Raw genomic sequence first — 18,966 nt, 5'->3', positions numbered from 1 at the left:
TTCTGTCGGTTAGTGGAGGATTAAATCAAACTTACGCAAAATACAATACTTCGGACAGTTTTGCTTTGATTAAAAAATAGTCTGGAAGCCTCTAACATGTGAAGATGTCGTCAACGACGATAACAGCCCAACACGCCAAAGGCTTCTATGCACTTAACAGAACCCATTCTGCAGCAAATGTCCAGTGTAGCAAAACCGCAGCGTAAGTTTATGTTCATCTTGCTAATAACCCTAACGCTTTTTAGCTAAAAAAATACGTAAAAAGCTATCTTTCGAAACTGTCCAGAAAATCTTTATTAAATGAACAATGAAAGACACTGATCGGGCAGTCGACTAAACCTGCCAGCGACAGAAAATGGCTTAATTGAACAAGACACTTCTAAAGACAGCTTTATCATGTCAACAGAGATGAGCAAGAGTAATCAAGCTGTTGCTTCCACCTGCACCAGATTGTCGGAGAATGTCGGTGCATGCCCCATATTGACGAATTCAGCCGAACTGATACTGTTAACCGTGCCTTTGTTCAACTGCCGCCAATAACCCAGTGTTGCGACGATCAAGCCGGGATTCACATCACTGGTGATCCTGGCCTCGCCTTCAAAAGCGCCGCGATCATTAAAGACCCGCACCGTGTCGCCTTGCTTAATATTGCGTTGCTCTGCATCCAGCGCATTGATCAGTACAAACTGTTCACCCTGACCTTTGATTTTTTGCTCCATATTGGCGTAACAGGAATTCAGAAATCCGTGGCTTTTAGGCGAGAGGATATTTAACGGATATTTTTTCGCAAGTTCCGGATTGGTTGCCTGCGTTTCTCTGGAAGGCACATAATCCGGCAGTGAATCTAAAGCTTCACCAGACTGGAAGCCTTCATACATCTGACGAAAAGGGCCTGCGACAAAGTTTGTTGCATCTGTTATTTCAAATTCACATTTACCGGATGGTGTCCTGAAATTTCCTGCTTTATGAGGCGCGCGATTATCTTTGGTTCCGACATTAAGACGGGCAAACCCTCGTTCGCGCAGAGTTTCCAGCGTGATACCCTCGCAAGCCGGCGAATCCCAATCGACATAATTTTCCAGGCATTCCGAATCCGACCATTTAAAGTTCTCTTCTTGATAGCCCATACGTGCCGCCAGTCGCTGGAAAATCTCGTTATTCGGGATGGCTTCGCCTGGTGACTCTACGCATTTGGCATTGTAGGTCAGATACAAATGTCCCCAGGACAGGATCATGTCTTCCAGCTCCGCGCCCATAGATGCAGGCAACAGGATGTCGGCATAGCAGGCCGTATCCGAGATAAAATGTTCCGCCGAAACCAGAAACAGCTCTTCGTTGCTCAAACCTTGGACTATCTTGTCGGTCTCCGGGGCTTGAGTGACGGGGTTGGCATTCCAACACATTATCGATTTAATCGGTGGCCCTGCTGGTGGTTCGTCGGTCAGTGCCCGGCCCAGTTGCAATGCATTAATAACACGCGTGCCCCCAGGAATTAAGTCTGGCCGACAGATGACGTCAAATTTGTAGGGATGCTCCCAGACCGGCATCTGCAATGCACCGCCACCAACATGACGCCAGGCGCCGGTCAATGCAGGCAGACAGCTTACTGCGCGGATGGTTTGACCGCCGCCATAATGTCTTTCCAGCGCCACGCCCAGACGAATCGCGGCAGGCTGTGTCGTTGCATAATCGCGGGACAGCGTGCGAATCACTTCAGCCGGTATTCCGGTAATAGTTTCCGCCCATTCCGGAGTACGCATTTTCGCTCGTTCTTTTAAGGTTTCAAAACCGACCGTGTAATTATCGACATAATCCTGGTCGACCAGACCTTCTTCAATAATGGTATGGATCATCGCCATCGCCAATGCGCCATCGGTACCTGGTTTTGGCGCAATATGAACATCGGCTTCTTTGGCTGTTTTGGACGCGTAACTATCGATTACGATGACTTTCGCGCCTTTTTTTTGCGCTTCTTTAATAATGTGCCAGTGATGCAAATTGGTGCTGACCGAATTACAGGCCCAGATAATGATGTATTTGGCATGAATAAAACTTTCAGGATCAACGCCGGCTGTCGGTCCCACGGTCAACAGCCAGGCAGTACCCGATCCTTCGCCACAAAAAGTGCGCTCGGTAACGGTAGCACCCATCCGGTTAAAGAACGCATCGCCTCCGTTCAAACCATGCACCAGGCCCTGATTGCCTAAATAACTGTAAGGAACAATCGCCTGCGGGCCGTGTTTCTCAATAATGGCCGTCCAGCGCATGACGATTTCATCCAGCGCTTCATCCCAAGTGATGCGCTGAAACTGCTTGCTGCCTTTTGGGCCGGTGCGGCGCATCGGATATAACAAGCGGTCGGGGTGATAATGCCGCTTTTCATAATCTTTCAATTTAACGCAAAGACCGCCGCGCGTTATCGGATGATCCGGATTGCCTTTAACACCGGTCAGCTTGCCGTCCTGAACCTCAAATACCATTGAGCAAGTATCCGGACAATCATGCGGGCAGCCGCCATGATGTGTTGTTTTCAGTGCTACAGTCATTGTATGTTTCCTCGCCAAGCTTGTGTTAAAAGAAAAAAACCATTATTACATCATCAGTTTTTAAAAATATTTGTTATGATTAAAAAAACTTACCGGTCAGTCAGACCTGAATTGTAGTATACCGCTCGGTATATCACAAAATTTTTATCAACCGCTACTTCTATAATCTATGGCTAAAACTCTGCAAGCAAATATCTTGGCCGCTGCTTCCGAACTGTTTTATAGCCAGGGAATTAGGGCAACCGGTGTCGATGCTATTGCCAAAGCTGCCAATACCACCAAGATGAGTCTGTACAAATACTTTCCATCTAAGGACGAGTTGGTGCTTGCCGTTCTACGTAAACGGGATGAAGATTTTCGAACCTGGTTTATCGCTCAGGTTGACGCCAAGACTACTAACCCCAGAGACAAATTACTGGCTATTTTTGATGTGATAAGCGAATGGATAGACATCCCGGAATTTCGTGGCTGCGCCTTCATCAATGCGTCTGCTGAATTTCCATTAAAGGGCAATCCTGTGCACCAAGTATCCTCAGAATTCTATGACAAATTCCAACATTATATTGCCGACTTGACCGCGCAGTATGGTTCAAAGCAGCCTGAAAACTTGGCTCTGCAATTAAGACTGTTAATTGAAGGCGCGATAGTCTCGGAACAAATGAAACGTCACTCAGGAGCGGCCGAACAGGCTAAACAGGCCGCTATTGTGCTAATTGAAGGCAGCGTCGCCTAAGTAGCAAAAGATTACTGGCTTTTAAGATGTTGGGCCAGCGATATAAAAATAAGAAACAAACCGTTATCGTTGTATTAATTACTGAGCTTAAAGCAATATTTTAATCATACAAAATTAAAACCGAGCCAGCCCCACGCCACCTCAAGTAAGCCCGAAAAAGCAATTTGGGTGGAACATAGAAGTTGTTGTTATAAGTTGCAGAATTACTCTACCACTCAGTTATAGAATGGCAAACGACTACATTTAATTTTTCCCCGTAGGACTTTGAAGGAGGAATTCTACAAGAAGACTGCTTAATAAAGTATCCTGTTTTATTTGAACATTACAGTACGGTATGGATTGGGTTATGAAGCTACAGTAAGTAGCCTCGATGTAATGCAGTGGAATTGTTGATAATCTGACGTTTAGAGCTTACCGATTCCGTTTTGCTGCATAGGTTTTATTAAGGTACTGTCAGTGTTTATAAGATCAAACTTCACTGGATTTCAATAAAAAATGTAGAATGAGCAGCGAATAATGAAATATCATACTAAATTAGTTTCGATGAGTAAGGGGATGACTATGGTTTTACCCTGTATCATCCCATTTTAAAAGCCTACAATGCCTTTTCAATTTAAAGCAATGATAGTTATTTCATTAGTAAACCTACTACCGTTAATTTTATAAAACATGCTAATCAAACGACTTACTTTACTTTTTTTATGGTCTTCTTTCCTTGTTGGCTGTGCTTCTCAGCCTCCTGCGCCTGTGTATGGAAATGGAACAACAATTTATAGTAAAACAAAACCTTCCTTACGGAAATCAAAAGCGCAACAGCCCATAAAATCCGAGCCGATAAATCAAGGCTCTAATGATATAGTGACAACACAGCCACTTCAGGAATTTGTACCAATAACAGCACCGATAGAAGCGTTAGAACCTGAGCCTCTAATACCAGGCCAAGAGCAACAAGGACAATTACAAAATCAGCCAGGTCAAGAGCCATTGGCATCAGAGCAGGGGGCTTTTCCATTCGGACAAAGTGATTCATCACCTGCTCTTAATATTGAGCCAATGATTGTTGCACCGCCACCACCGCCACCTCGTATACCGGCTTTTGCACCTTTAGAAACTTTTTCACCTTTATCCCCAGCGGTCAATGCATTAGCTTTAGCGGCCAACCAAAACAGTAAAGCGGGAAATATTGAATCGGCAACAACAACCATTGAGCGTGCCATTAGAATCGAGCCGCGAAATGCAACGTTATATTACAAGTTGGCATTATTAAAGCTAAAGGATTCAAAACCTCGCTTGGCAGAAGATCTTGCAAAAAAAGCGGCGATATTGGCAAATAACGATACTCCGCTTAAAAAACACAGTTGGTTATTGGTTGCCAGAGCGAGAGAAATGCAGGGTGACTTAAACGGTGGTAAAGATGCCAGAGCGAAGGCCGACAAGTTTTAATTTTTTGGGATCTTTACGCAAGACGAAAAAACAGGCAGCTAACTTGCATGGATAGATATTAGCTGTCCTTATCGTTGTCCCTCCAAGCTTCTTTGTTCTGAGCCTGAGCAGCAGTGCTTGTATGGATAGCTATACCGAACGAGAGAGACAAAAACCGCAATTTGAGTGTGTGTTGTATAGTAAAAATCAACACTACCCGAACCCGGGTGTCTATGTGATAATAATTGTATTAGTTAGTCGACATTTTTCTGGCCTACAGGGTATTAACAATGGATGAGAATAAAAAGAAAGCATTAGGCGCAGCCCTGATGCAGATAGAAAAGCAGTTTGGTAAAGGCTCTGTAATGCGTATGGGTGATGTGGCAGCTTCCCGTGATATTGATGTAGTCTCTACCGGTTCTTTAGGTTTGGATATCGCTTTGGGCTGTGGTGGTTTGCCACGTGGTCGCGTGGTTGAAATTTATGGCCCTGAATCATCCGGTAAAACGACACTGACTTTGCAAGTCATCGCTGAAATGCAAAAACTTGGTGGCACAGCTGCCTTTGTTGATGCCGAACATGCCCTGGATCCAAGTTATGCCGAAAAAATCGGTGTTAATGTCGATGAATTACTGGTTTCCCAACCGGATACCGGCGAGCAGGCTCTGGAAATTACCGATATGCTGGTGCGCTCAGGTGCGGTTGATGTTGTGGTAATCGATTCGGTTGCGGCATTAACGCCTAAAGCCGAAATTGAAGGCGATATGGGCGACTCTCATATGGGCTTGCAAGCACGTTTGATGTCACAGGCATTAAGAAAATTAACAGGTAATATCAAACGTTCCAATACGCTGGTTATTTTTATTAACCAGATCAGGATGAAAATCGGGGTGATGTTCGGTAGTCCGGAAACTACAACCGGCGGTAATGCACTTAAATTTTATGCTTCTGTACGTTTGGATATACGTCGTATTGGTGCCGTAAAAAAAGGCGAAGAAGTTATTGGTAATGAAACCCGGGTAAAGGTCGTAAAAAATAAAGTGGCGCCGCCGTTTAGACAGGCTGAATTTGAGATTTTATACGGCGAAGGTATTTCGTTTATGGGTGAATTGGTTGATCTTGGCGTCAGCTATGGCTTTATTCAAAAAGCCGGTTCCTGGTATAGTTATGGGGATGAGAAAATTGGTCAGGGTAAAGAAAATGTAAAACTTTTCTTAAAAGAGCATCCTGAAAAAGCGAAAGAAATTGAAGCCAAAATAAGAGCCGAGGCATTTAAAAAGCCGGTGCCGATTATTCAACCGGTCATTGATGAAGTATAAAGAAATCCCGTTTACTTCAGCCAATGAAGCAAGTGACAATCAAGACACAGATAAAAGCACTACTACGCAAATAAAGGAATGCTGTCTTCGATTATTGGCGCGCAGGGAGCATAGCCAAAAAGAATTACTGAATAAATTACTGCTAAGAGACTTTAACAAGGATGAGATTTTGGCGGTTATTGAGGACTTCGCTCTGCAAGGTTGGCAGAGCGATTTACGTTATGCCGAAAGCTATGCCAGATGCCGTATTCAAAAAGGTTACGGGCCCGTTGCGGTGACTTATGAGTTGCGCAAAAATGGTATAGAAGCATTTAATCTTGACGATGTTGTGCAGCAAACTGTAAGTAGCTGGATGGTGTTGTTGGAGCAGGTTTATAGTAAAAAATATGGTCAGGATTTACTCATTGATCGTAATGAGTGGGCAAAACGCAGTCGCTTTTTAATGCAGCGCGGTTTTTCCGGCACGATGATTAGTGCTTTGTTTGATCATTTAAACATTAAATTCTAGGGTGCGTTTTTACGTGCCACTTTAAAATTATTGATACCATGAAAAAAATGACTAGCGCTGAGCTGCGCACCGCCTTCCTTGAGTTCTTTCATCAGCGTGGGCATTCCATTGAGCCTTCCAGCTCACTGGTACCTGTTAACGATCCTACCTTATTATTTACCAATGCCGGAATGGTCCAGTTTAAGGATGTATTTTTGGGCAGGGAACAGCGTGAGTTTAACAAAGCGGTGACCAGTCAGCGTTGTGTGAGAGCCGGTGGCAAACATAATGATCTGGAAAATGTCGGTTATACGGCAAGGCATCATACGTTTTTTGAAATGCTGGGTAATTTTAGTTTTGGCGATTATTTTAAAAAAGAAGCGATTCATTATGCCTGGGATTTTTTAACCAAAGAGTTGGAGATTCCTGCCGAGAAATTATGGGTCACCGTTTTTGACGAGGATGCCGAAGCAGAAAATATCTGGTTGCATGATATTGGTGTTTCGCCGGCCCGTCTTTCAAAAATCGGCGCAAAAGATAACTTTTGGTCTATGGGCGATGTGGGTCCTTGTGGGCCTTGCACTGAAATATTTTATGATCATGGTGCCGATATTCCTGGTGGCCCTCCGGGTACGCCGGAAGAAGATGGCGATAGATATATCGAAGTCTGGAATCTGGTATTTATGCAGTATGACCGTGATGCAGATGGCACGTTAACGCCACTACCCAAGCCGTCTGTTGATACAGGTATGGGGCTGGAACGGATTAGTGCGGTGTTGCAAGGCGTGCACAACAATTATGAGATTGATTTATTTCAAGGCGTTTTAAAAGCTGCTGCCAAACTTGCCGACACCACTGATTTAAGCATCAGTTCCTTACGTGTTATTGCCGATCATATTCGTTCTTGTGCCTTTTTAATTACCGATGGCGTCATGCCCTCCAATGAAGGTCGAGGTTATGTGCTGCGCCGAATTATTCGACGTGCCATTCGGCATGGTTATCGATTGGGTATCCCGGATGTTTTCTTTTATAAGCTGGTTGCCCCTTTGGTTGACGAAATGGGCGAGGCTTTTCCCGAGCTTAAAGCTGCACAATCACAGGCTGAACGGGTATTAAAAAAAGAAGAAGAACGGTTTGCCGAAACTTTGGGGCAGGGCATGAGAATCCTGGAAGCTTGTGTTGCCAAGATGCAAGGCTCTGTTATTCCCGGCGAAACGGTATTCCAGCTTTATGATACTTACGGTTTCCCCGTTGATTTAACCGCTGATTTTGCCCGCGAAAATAATCTGACGGTAGATCATGCCGGCTTTGAAACCGCCATGTCGGCGCAACGGGTCAGAGCGCGTTCGGCCAGTAGTTTTGGTACGGAATACAGTCAGGATATCAAGCTCGATAGTCAGACTGAATTTACCGGCTATGATCATCTTGATGATCAAGTCAATATTGTCGCACTTTACCTGGAAGGTCAGCCAGTCGATAGCTTGCAAGTCGGTGAAGAAGGCTTGGTAGTTTTGGATAAAACGCCTTTTTATGCCGAGTCCGGTGGCCAGATAGGTGATTGTGGCCAAATTATTGCCTCGGAAGCGGTATTTAACGTGACGGATACGCAAAAGCAGGGTGGTAACCTGTTTTTACATAAAGGTAAGTTGATTTCAGGGGTCTTAAGCAAAGGTCAGTTATGTGCTGCAAAAGTCAATGCGGCAGACAGAAAAGCCACGGAATTAAACCATTCGGCCACGCATTTATTACATGCCGCCTTAAGGCAGACCTTAGGCGAGCATGTGACTCAAAAAGGCTCACTGGTTAATACCGAGCGGTTACGTTTTGACTTTTCACATTTTGAGCCGGTGACGCCTGAGCAAATTAGCAGCCTTGAGTATTTGGTTAATGAGCAGATTCGTTTAAACAATCCCGTTTCTGCCCAAGTCATGGCTAAAGATTTGGCGGTAGAAGCCGGTGCCATGGCGCTGTTTGGCGAAAAATATGGCGCCGAAGTCAGGGTTTTAAAAATAGGTGAGTTTTCAACCGAGCTTTGTGGTGGTACGCATGTTAACAGGGCAGGGGACATCGGTTGTTTTAAAATAATCAGTGAAAACGGCGTTGCTGCCGGTGTCAGACGCATTGAAGCGGTCACCGGTGGTGGTTGTATTGAGTGGATAGCCAATCGCGATAAAGCTTTGAACAGCGTTACCGGACTGTTAAAAAGCCCACCTGAAAAAGTTGCTGAAAAAGTCGAGCAATTGCTGGAAAAAAACCGGGTACTGGAAAAACAACTTGAACGCCTAAATTCAAAGCTGGCCAGTTCAGCGGGTGATGAGTTGGGTTCGCAGGCCATTGAGGTAGCGGGTGTAAAAGTACTGGCAGTCAAACTTGATGATGTGGATGCCAAATCCCTGCGCGATATGGCCGATCAGCTTAAAAACAAGCTTGGCAGTTGTGCTATCGTTCTGGCGGTTGTCGATGGCGACAAGGTTAATTTAATCGCCGTTGTCTCCAAAGATAAAATGAGTCAGATAAAAGCCGGCGAACTGGTTAACTTTGTCGCCACTCAAGTGGGTGGTAAAGGTGGTGGAAAACCCGATTTGGCAATGGCTGGCGGTAATAATCCGGCTGGATTGGCGGCGGCATTAGCGGGTGTTCCTGCCTGGATACAAGCGCAATTGGGCGCGTAATAAAAGGTTTTATTGAATGGCATTATATGTATATAAATTTGGCGGCACGTCGGTAGGCTCTGTCGAGCGGATTAAAGCTGTCGCTGAAAAAGTTAAAAAAGCCCATGATTTGGGTAATCAAATCGTGGTAGTGCTTTCCGCCATGAGTGGCGAAACCAACCGGTTAATCGCGTTGGCAAAAGACATTCAAGAGCAACCCAGTGACCGGGAAATGGATGTTTTAATTTCTACCGGCGAACAGGTTACGGTGGCGTTATTAAGTATGGCGCTGCATCAAACAGGTTGTGCTGCCGTTTCTTATACCGGCGGGCAGGTAAAAATTCTGACTGACAGCTTTCACACCAAAGCACGGATACGAAAGATTGACGACAGCAAAATACGTGCTGATCTTAATACCGGTAAAGTCGTGGTTGTCGCCGGTTTTCAGGGTGTTGATGAACACGGTAATATTACCACTTTAGGTCGTGGCGGTTCAGATACGACGGCGGTTGCTTTGGCGGCGGCATTAAATGCCGACGAGTGTCATATTTATACGGATGTGGATGGCGTTTACACCACTGACCCCAGGGTTGAGCCTAAAGCGCGCAGACTTGACCACATTACTTTTGAAGAAATGCTGGAAATGGCCAGTTTGGGTTCAAAAGTTTTGCAAATCAGATCGGTAGAGTTTGCCGGCAAATATAATGTTGCGCTACGCGTATTATCATCATTTAAAGAAGGGTCTGGCACACTCATTACTTACGAGGAATCACAAATGGAAAGTGCTTTAATATCCGGCATTGCTTTTAATCGCGATGAAGCAAAATTAACAATCACCGGAGTGCCTGATTTGCCCGGAGTCGCTTTTAAAATTTTGGGTCCTATTGCCGATGCCAATATTGAAGTGGATATGATTGTGCAAAATATTGCTGATGATGCCACCACGGATTTTACTTTCACGGTTAATCGCAATGATTATCCGCGTGCAAAAGATATACTGGAGCACACTTGTGCCGAGCTGGGAGCAAGAAAAGTAAAGGGTGACAACAGCCTGGTAAAAGTATCAATCGTTGGCGTAGGAATGCGTTCGCATGCCGGTATTGCCAGCACCATGTTTAAAACATTGGCAGATGAAGGTATCAATATTCGCATGATTTCAACCTCAGAAATAAAAATATCTGTCGTTGTCGATGAAAAATACCTGGAACTTGCCGTTAGGGCGTTACACGCGGCTTTTGGTTTGGATAAAGAGACTGAATCAATTTAGGTCGGGTTAGGCATCAGCCGTAATCCGACACAGCGTAATGAAGTAGTAGACACAGCGTAATAAAGCACGACGGGGCTTGTAACCCCGTCGCTCACGTTTTAAAAATAGTAAAGCCTTTAAACGTTTCGGTCGGGGTTGAAAACCCGGACCGGCATCGTAACTCGCAATAAATAACCCCCGCCCTATCGTTCCCACGCTCCGGCGTGGGAATGCCGCTAGTGACGCTCCTGCGTCACGCAACGCTTGAGCGTTGTTGGATGAGTTCCACGCCGGAGCGTGGGAACTCGGCTGAAAAATAGTAAAGCCTTTAAACGTTTCGGTCAGGGTTGCAAACCCGGACCGGCATCGGTATCGAAATTATTTATCTGAAAATCTATAGTGACAAATTTTTATATAAAGTAAAAAATATGAAAATATTGCAATTATTTTATGTTTGTCTGGCCAACATAAAGCAATGAAAAATAACCCGGTTAACTTGCATTAAATTTTTTTCAAATCCTCGCTTTACTCTAAAACTCAACTGCCATATTCAAATTCTGTATCAGCAGGCCATGCCTGCAGGATATATACTGCAAGCGTTTACGGTTGCGGGTTTTTAATAAATCAAAAAAGCCCAATGTAGGTTGGGTTAGCGATAGCGTAACCCAACATTTACAAGCAGTTGTCGGGTTACGTTGCACTAACCCTACATTGATTTTCCGCATTTGTGACCGCTCAAAGTATAGTCGTCTCCCAAAAAATCACTCGCTCCTGTCAGACATAATGCTTTCTAAAAATTTTTATAATTGCAAAATTGTAAATATGAATCTGTTTTTTTATTTTTTAAAGTAAATTTATTTTGTAAATTCTAACTTTCTTGATAGCATGACACCTAACCTACACCTGCACCCGCTCAAGTGCGTTGTTGCTTAGCAATAATAAATAGTGTTCTGCCGAAATGACCAAAAAATTACTAACAACCAAGCAAACCAGCCTTGCCAATATCTGTTTGGAGCAAGGTAAGCAGCACGTTCGGGATGGCAATCCGGCAGCGGCAATGCTGTGTTTTACAGAAACCATCCGCTTGCAAGCCGATTTTGTGCCCGCTTACCATAATCTGGCTGATCTTTTGCAGGCACAAGGCTTAACTGCCCAAGCTATTGACGTTTATCAACAGGCATTGCAGTTGGCACCCACTATGGCGGTGTTGCATTGCAATCTGGCCGGTCTCTGGCAGTTTCAGGGTGACACCGATCTTGCTATAGCGGGTTATGAACATGCCTTGACGCTGTCCCCAAATCTACTAATCGCTCACTTAAATTTGGGTAAAGTATTCGCCTCCCTAAACCAGTTTGCAGATGCCAAAAATTCCTATCAATCGGCGTTACAGATAAAGCCGGATGCGGCAGACGTGTATTTGGAGCTAGGCCATCTTTATCGGCAGCAAGGTATGCTTGATTTGGCCATTAACTGTATTAAAACAGCGTTACGTTATCAACCTGACTTTGCTCGTGCTGACAACAGTTTAGCGGCTACCTTACAACAGCGCGCCGAAATCAAATTATCTAAGGTCTGCCATCAGCGTGCCATTGCCCTGCAACCTAAAAATGATGCAGCGTATACCAATTTAGACTTGGTTCTGGAGAATTTAAGGCAATTAGATATAGCACAGTACCTCCGTAACCACATTTTTTCATCCTCAATAAATAGTCATGACTCAAACAATTTCACAGGTAATTAACTTGCAGGCCTCAGCAGGCTTGTCGCAATGGTTAAACATTAACAAGCCGGGTCTGGCCTTTACTACTTACCAAACCACTCGCTTGTTTTTGATCGGTTACAAACCAAACCACCACTAATTTACAAAAAATAATTAATAAGCCCCGGGCATTACTTTCAACTAACGAAAGGCTGACCGGCTTTAACTAACGCATCACTTTAAATAGAGCAATAATATTATGTCAATCGTACCTTACGAAATTATCATTACCCAAACCGCTGGCAATACCGCTGTTACCGAAGGTGGTGCCACCGATACCTATACCTTGGTACTGACATACGCACCTACAGCGGATGTTATTATTAGCTTGGGTAATACCAACGGACAGGTAAACGTTGATTTTGCCACCTTAACCTTCACTACTGCCAACTGGAACGTCGAGCAAACGGTGACTGTGACGGCGGTTAATGACACGGTGGGTGAAGGCATGCACCGTGGCGTTATTCAACACACGGTGACCAGTACTGATTTAAATTACAATGGCTTTGTTATTGGCAACGTTATCGTGGCGGTTACCGATAATGACATGTCTGTCGGGAATCCTGTTTTCACTGGTTCAATCAGCAATCCGCTGGGTTTGACCAATGTCGGTACTTATGCGGCCCCAACTTTTGTTGACATTGATGGTGACGGCGATCTGGATGCCTTTATTGGCAATAAGCTTGGTGATACCCTGTTTTATGAAAACACCGGCACCGCCAGCCTTGCCGCTTTTACTACGTCAGTTAGTAATGCCTTTGGTTTGACAAATGACGGTTTTTATGCTGCGCCCACTTTTGTTGATATTGATGGTGACGGCGATCTGGATGCCTTTATTGGCAACTTTGCTGGCAACACCCTGTTTTATCAAAACACCGGTACTGCCAGCCTTGCCGCTTTTACTACGCCAGTCAGCGATGCCTTTGGTTTGACCAATACCGGTTCTAATGCCACGCCCAGTTTGGTTGATATTGATGGTGATGGCGATCTGGATGCCTTTATTGGCAAAGGCGATGGCAACATCCTGTTTTATGAAAATATCGGCACTGCCAGCCTTGCCGCTTTTACTACGCCAGTCAGTGATGCCTTTGGTTTGACCAATACCGGTAATTTTGTCGCGTCTACGTTGGTTGATATTGATGGCGATGGCGATCTGGATGCTTTTATTGGTACCCTCAGTGGCAGTACCTTCTTTTATGAAAACATCGGCACGGCCAGCCTTGCCAATTTTGCTGCGCCAATCAGTGATGCCTTTGGTTTGACCAATGTCGGTGTTTATGCCACGCCCACATTTGTTGATATTAATGGCGACGGTAAGCTGGATGCCTTGATTGGCAATCAAGCTGGCGATACCCTGTTGTTTATTAACACACAAACGACCAACGCTGTACCCACCTTAACCGCCTTCGCCGCAGCGCTGGCCACCGGTAATGAAGATACCGCAATCGCTATTGTTTTTGCTGATCTTGCCGCCCAAGGTGATGAAGCGGACAGTGACGGCACGGTAACGGCTTTTGCTGTTAAAGCGATCACATCAGGTACCTTAAGAATTGGTATCGATGAAATATCGGCTACCGACTGGGATGTTTCAAACAACTTTATTGTTGATGCCACAAATATTGCTTATTGGACACCGGATGCCAACGCAAACGGCACCCTGAATGCCTTTACCGTGACCGCCGTAGACAATGCAGGTGCAGAATCCGCTACTGCCATTCAGGCAACCGTCGACGTAACGGCAGCGCCGGGTATCATCATTACCCAAACCGCCGGCAATACCGCTGTTACCGAAGAAGGTGTGGCAGATACTTATACCTTGGTACTGACATACACACCCACCGCCGATGTTGTTATTACTTTGGGTAATACCAACGGACAGGTAAATGTTGATTTTGCCACCTTAACCTTTACGACAGCCAACTGGAATACGCCGCAAACTGTAACTGTCTTTGCGACTTATGATACGGTGGGTGAAGGCATGCACCGTGGTGTTATTCAACACACGGTGACCAGTACTGATGTAAATTACAATAGCTTTGTTATTGGCAACGTTATCGTGGCGGTCACCGATAATGACCTGTCTATTGGAAATCCATCTTTCACTAGCCCAATCTCCGCTCCCCTTGGCTTGTATAGTATTAATGCTTTTCAGTCGCCCACTTTTGTTGATATTGATAGTGACGGCGATCTGGATGCCTTTATTGGCGATGCCTTCGGCAATACATCGTTTTATCAAAACGTCGGGAGTGCCTTTAATGCGGAATTTATGCAAGGTCAACTCAATGGCTTTCAGGAAATGGGTGCTGCCGCCCCCACTTTTGTTGATATTGATGGTGACGGCGATATGGATGCCTTTATTGGCGATCAATTTGGCAACATCCAGTTTTATGAAAACATTGGTACTGCCATTAGTGCGGATTTTGTGGGTACCCCCAATAATGCCTTTGGTTTGACCAATGTCGGTAATAATGCCGCCCCCACTTTTGTTGATATTGATGGTGACGGCGATATGGATGCCTTTATTGGCAACGGTGACGGCAATACATTGTTTTATGAAAACACCGGCACGGCCAATAGTGCGATTTTTGTGCAAGATCAATCGAATTTTGGCTTGAGCAATGTTGGTAATAATGCCAAGCCCACTTTTGTTGATATTGATGGTGACGGCGATCTGGATCTCTTTATTGGCAACTCCGTAGGCAACACCGTGTTTTATGAAAACATCGGCACTGCCAGTAGTGCGAATTTTGGGCAAGGTGAACCCAATGCCTTTGGCTTGACCAATGTTCCTGGTTTTGCCGCCCCCACTTTTGTTGATATTAATAGCGACGGTACGCTGGATGCCTTTATTGGCTCCAGTATGGGTAGCATGTTTGGCATGACCTTTTTATTTACTAACTCCCTCGCGCCGGTATTTACTTCAGGCGCTATCGGTTCCGTCGACGAAAACGCGCTAACCACTGTCGTCATTTACACGGCAGTGACTACCGACCCTGACAACCTGTCGGCAGTCACCTACGGTCTGGGCGGCGCCGATCAGCTTTTGCTGGATATTAATGCGGAAACGGGTGCGGTGACGCTGAAAGCTTCTGCCGACTTTGAAAGCAAATCCAGCTACAACTTTGACGTGATTGCCAATGACGGCAGCAACATTACCACACAAGCTGTGGTGGTCTCGGTGAACAATCTGAATGACAATGCGCCGGTATTTACTTCAGGCGCAATCGGTTCCGTTGACGAAAATGCGCTAATCACTACCGTCATTTACACAGCGGTAACGACCGATGCGGACAACCTGACTTCACGTACTTACACCTTGGGCGGCGACGATCAAGCATTGCTGGATATTAATGCGGAAACGGGTGCGGTGACGCTGAAAGCTTCTGCCAATTTTGAAGCCAAAGCCAGCTACAGTTTTAACGTCATTGCCTTTGACGGTACCTTAACCACTCCACAAGCTGTGGTGGTTTCGGTGAACAATCTGAATGACAATGCCCCGGTATTTACTTCAGGCGAAACCGGTTCCGTCAACGAAAACGCAATCGATACCTTCATTTACACGGCTGTAACGACCGATGCGGACAACCTGTTGGAAGTCACCTACAGCTTGGGCGGTACAGACCTGGACTTGTTGGATATTGATGCAGAAACGGGCACAGTGACGCTGAAAGAAGCGGCCGACTTTGAAACCAAAGCCAGCTACAACTTTGATGTCATCGCCAATGACGGCAGCATCATCACCACCACACAAGCCGTAGTGGTTTCGGTGAACAATCTGAATGACAATGCCCCGGTATTTACTTCAGGCGAAACCGGTTCCGGTTCGGTTGACGAAAACGCGCTAATCACTACCGTCATTTACGCGGCTGTAACGACCGATGCGGACAACCTCTTGCCGGTTACTTACAGTTTGGGCGGCGACGATCAAGCCTTGTTGGATATTAATGCGGAAACGGGCGCAGTGACGCTGAAAGAAGCGGCCGACTTTGAAACCAAAGCCAGCTACAACTTTGATGTCATCGCCAATGACGGCAGCATCACCACTACCACGCAAACTGTGGAGGTTTTGGTGAACAACCTGAATGACAATGCCCCGGTATTTATTTCAAGCGAAACCGGTTCGGTTGACGAAAACGAGCTAACCGATACCGTTATTTACGCGGCTGTAACGACCGATGCTGACAACCTGTTGCCGGTTACTTACAGTTTGGGCGGCGACGATCAAGCCTTGTTGGATATTAATGCGGAAACGGGCGCAGTGACGCTGAAAGAAGCGGCCGACTTTGAAACCAAAGCCAGCTACAACTTTGATGTCATCGCCAATGACGGCAGCATCACCACTACCACGCAAACTGTGGAGGTTTTGGTGAACAACCTGAATGACAATGCGCCGGTATTTACTTCAGGCGCAATCGGTTCGGTTGACGAAAACGAGTTAACCGATATCGTTATTTACACGGCTGTAACGACCGATGCGGACAACCTGTCGTTAGTCACCTACAGCCTGGGCGGCGACGATCTGGCCTGGCTGGATATTAATGAGGAAACGGGCGCAGTGACGCTGAAAGAAGCGGCCGACTTTGAAACCAAAGCCAGCTACAACTTTGATGTCATCGCCAATGACGGCAGCATCACCACTACCACACAAGCTGTGGTCGTTTCGGTACTTAACTTGAACGACAATGCGCCGACCGGTTTAGTGACTATTACCGGCACGGCCAAGCAAAATCAAACCTTAATCGCCGCCAATACCTTGGCAGATGCCGATGGTTTAGGCGTCATTGCCTACCAATGGTTTGCCAATGGCACGGCCATTAACGGTGCAACTGCGGAATCATTTACTTTGGGTCAGGAGCAGGTGGCTCAAGCGATTACCGTACAAGCCAGTTATATCGATGGTGCCGATGCACTTGAACAGGTAACCAGCGATGCCAGCGCTAATGTCATAGCGTTACAAGCAGACACAGCAGGAAATGATTCCTTTGTCGGTAGTGTTGACAACAGCACGGTTGGATATGATTTTGCTCTGGCAGATATGTCAACCAATATTACCCGGGTTGGGCTCTCTTCTGACGGAAAAACGGTAGTGTTTAAAGGCATTGATGGCACCGATACCTTAACCAATATCGAAGATCTGGTTTTTGGCAGTGACACCATCAGTATGGCTGATTTTTTGAAGATGGTAACGGTGACTCAGCTGTTTGATTCTTTAGGCAACACCAACAAAACTTATGCTATGCCGGACTTGTATACCGGTCCCCTTGATCTTGACTATCAACTAATAGATGAGTCTGACAACGCGGTTATTATTGGCTCAGACAGTAATGATTTTATCAAGGTAGCCGGCAGTGGCAATAAAGCTGTCAATAGCGGAACAGGCAATGATGTGATTGATGGTTCTACAGGATCGTCGTTTTTGACCAGTGGCGAGGGTAATGATACGGTCTTTCTGGATGGCAGAATGGCCGGTACCTCCTGGTCAACGCTGACTGATTTTCAACAAGGTCAGGATCACGCCACTATTTTTGGTTGGGTTAACGGTGTCAGTAAAGTGGTTGGTTTTTCCAACAGCGATGGTGCGGCTGGCTATACCGGCTTAACGTTGCATATTCAGAATCTGCTGCCTGATGGCTCGGCAGCCGGCACCACTAATCCGGCGTTGAATTCAATTACCCTGACCGGGCATACCCTGGCGGAATTTGGTGCCAGTTCTTTGGCAGACTTGAATAGTCAAATTGCCAGTGGCACCAATACGCATTTTCTTACCGGGCAGGTAACTGACAGCTTTGGCGTTCATGGGTATTTGTATATTAGTTAACGGAGGATTTTTTTTCATGAAATACATGAAAAAAGTTATGTAGTAGGTCGGGTTAGGCGCCAGCCGTAACCCGACACAGCTTTAAGCGTGACGGGTTTTGTAACCCTGTCACTCACGTTTTCCTATCATTCCCACGCTCCGGCGTCACTGCCATTAAGTTAAGTGTTGAAATACCTTTTACATGGAGTACAAACCTAGGTTTGTACTCCAGCAGTCACTATATGGTGGGGAATCAAAAAACATGTTTTTTGATTCCTTATTTCTTAACTTAATGGCAGTGACGCCGGAGCGTGGGAACTAGGCTGAAATTGTCCTTGAAGTAGTAATAGTAGTAGGTCGGGTTAGGCGCCAGCCGTAACCCGACACATCCTGAAACGTGACGGGGTTTGTAACCCCGTCACTCACGTTTTAAAAGCTATAGAAATATTCAAACGTTTCGGTCGGGGTTGCAAACCCGGACCGGCATCGTAAATTTTATTAGATAAATCTCCCTCAATCCCCCTTTTTCAAAGGGGGCGGTGAATAACTACCCCACCTCTTGCATAAATTTATACATTTTTTTAGTTTTAAAAGTAAAATTAATTTGTAATTCCAGACTTTCTTGGTAGGATTAAGCTTATGTCTATAGCTGCATAAGTGCGTTATTGTTTTGTAATAATGGAAAATAGTGTTGTCTCGGAATGATCAATAAATTGATGTTAACCAAGCAAACCGCGCGCACCAGCCTTGCCAAGACTTGCTTTGCGCAGGGTAAACAGCAACACTCGAATGGTCTTGTTACCACCAAGCCTACCGTCAAGCGTCCGGGTATCTGCGCGGTTATCCAGTTTGCCGGCCTATTGGCGTCAGGGTATTGCCGCTGCCATAAGCCAATACTTGCAGCAAGCCCTGAGAACTCCCTGATGAGTAGCGCATGTTTACCGCAGAGTAACGCAATGCAGTCCCTAAGCGGACTATTGCTTGATACGAGCTGACGGCCTGCCAG

At 45.7% G+C, this 18,966-nt stretch carries 10 protein-coding genes; 9 read left to right on the top strand and 1 reads right to left on the bottom strand.

What is annotated here, in order from left to right:
• Nucleotides 1-422 precede the first annotated feature (422 nt).
• Complete coding sequence (locus KKZ03_RS19930) at nt 423-2,546, bottom strand: molybdopterin-dependent oxidoreductase (protein WP_243218498.1); 2,124 nt, start codon at nt 2,544-2,546, stop codon at nt 423-425.
• 169 nt (nt 2,547-2,715) lie between these two features.
• On the opposite strand from KKZ03_RS19930, the gene KKZ03_RS19925 reads away from it, so the two are divergent.
• The 9 genes from KKZ03_RS19925 (at nt 2,716) to KKZ03_RS19885 (ending at nt 18,955) form a co-directional block, all read left to right on the top strand.
• Nucleotides 2,716-3,279: a TetR/AcrR family transcriptional regulator gene (locus KKZ03_RS19925; protein WP_243218497.1), complete on the top strand. Its 564-nt coding sequence runs from the start codon at nt 2,716-2,718 to the stop codon at nt 3,277-3,279.
• An 858-nt stretch (nt 3,280-4,137) separates the two neighbouring features.
• On the top strand, nt 4,138-4,722 hold the full coding sequence (locus KKZ03_RS19920) for a tetratricopeptide repeat protein (RefSeq protein WP_243218496.1): 585 nt from the start codon (nt 4,138-4,140) through the stop codon (nt 4,720-4,722).
• A 269-nt stretch (nt 4,723-4,991) separates the two neighbouring features.
• On the top strand, nt 4,992-6,020 hold the full coding sequence (gene recA / locus KKZ03_RS19915; protein ID WP_243218495.1) for a recombinase RecA: 1,029 nt from the start codon (nt 4,992-4,994) through the stop codon (nt 6,018-6,020).
• Complete coding sequence (locus tag KKZ03_RS19910) at nt 6,010-6,528, top strand: regulatory protein RecX (protein ID WP_243218494.1); 519 nt, start codon at nt 6,010-6,012, stop codon at nt 6,526-6,528. The genes recA and KKZ03_RS19910 overlap by 11 nt, the downstream gene beginning before the upstream one ends.
• A gap of 47 nt (nt 6,529-6,575) precedes the next feature.
• Nucleotides 6,576-9,179, top strand: a complete 2,604-nt coding sequence (gene alaS / locus KKZ03_RS19905) for an alanine--tRNA ligase (RefSeq protein WP_371744909.1) — start codon at nt 6,576-6,578, stop codon at nt 9,177-9,179.
• A gap of 16 nt (nt 9,180-9,195) precedes the next feature.
• The gene (locus KKZ03_RS19900; protein ID WP_243218492.1) at nt 9,196-10,425 is read left to right on the top strand and encodes an aspartate kinase; all 1,230 of its coding nucleotides are present in this window, start codon (nt 9,196-9,198) and stop codon (nt 10,423-10,425) included.
• Nucleotides 10,426-11,362: 937 nt separating this feature from the next.
• Nucleotides 11,363-12,145 carry a tetratricopeptide repeat protein gene (locus KKZ03_RS19895; protein ID WP_243218491.1) on the top strand — a complete coding sequence of 261 codons (783 nt, stop codon included), beginning with the start codon at nt 11,363-11,365 and terminating at the stop codon, nt 12,143-12,145.
• 217 nt (nt 12,146-12,362) lie between these two features.
• Nucleotides 12,363-17,981, top strand: coding sequence for a cadherin domain-containing protein (locus KKZ03_RS19890; protein ID WP_243218490.1), 5,619 nt, complete (start codon nt 12,363-12,365; stop codon nt 17,979-17,981).
• A 680-nt stretch (nt 17,982-18,661) separates the two neighbouring features.
• Nucleotides 18,662-18,955 (top strand): hypothetical protein, encoded by a 294-nt coding sequence (locus KKZ03_RS19885; protein WP_243218489.1) that lies wholly within the window; start codon nt 18,662-18,664, stop codon nt 18,953-18,955.
• The last annotated feature ends 11 nt before the right edge of the window (nt 18,956-18,966 follow it).

It is taken from the genome of Methylobacter sp. S3L5C, assembly GCF_022788635.1.
GTDB lineage: Bacteria > Pseudomonadota > Gammaproteobacteria > Methylococcales > Methylomonadaceae > Methylobacter_C.
Note: the sequence above shows the minus strand (reverse complement) of the source record. Positions and strands in the feature narration are given on the sequence as shown.

Excerpts from the sequence above, each read along its gene's own strand:
- KKZ03_RS19930 (WP_243218498.1), bottom strand. The coding sequence starts at position 2,546 with ATGACTGTAGCACTGAAAACAACACATCATGGCGGCTGCCCGCATGAT.
- KKZ03_RS19925 (WP_243218497.1), top strand. The coding sequence starts at position 2,716 with ATGGCTAAAACTCTGCAAGCAAATATCTTGGCCGCTGCTTCCGAACTG.
- recA (WP_243218495.1), top strand. The coding sequence starts at position 4,992 with ATGGATGAGAATAAAAAGAAAGCATTAGGCGCAGCCCTGATGCAGATA.
- KKZ03_RS19910 (WP_243218494.1), top strand. The coding sequence starts at position 6,010 with ATGAAGTATAAAGAAATCCCGTTTACTTCAGCCAATGAAGCAAGTGAC.
- alaS (WP_371744909.1), top strand. The coding sequence starts at position 6,576 with ATGACTAGCGCTGAGCTGCGCACCGCCTTCCTTGAGTTCTTTCATCAG.
- KKZ03_RS19900 (WP_243218492.1), top strand. The coding sequence starts at position 9,196 with ATGGCATTATATGTATATAAATTTGGCGGCACGTCGGTAGGCTCTGTC.
- KKZ03_RS19895 (WP_243218491.1), top strand. The coding sequence starts at position 11,363 with ATGACCAAAAAATTACTAACAACCAAGCAAACCAGCCTTGCCAATATC.
- KKZ03_RS19890 (WP_243218490.1), top strand. The coding sequence starts at position 12,363 with ATGTCAATCGTACCTTACGAAATTATCATTACCCAAACCGCTGGCAAT.
- KKZ03_RS19885 (WP_243218489.1), top strand. The coding sequence starts at position 18,662 with ATGATCAATAAATTGATGTTAACCAAGCAAACCGCGCGCACCAGCCTT.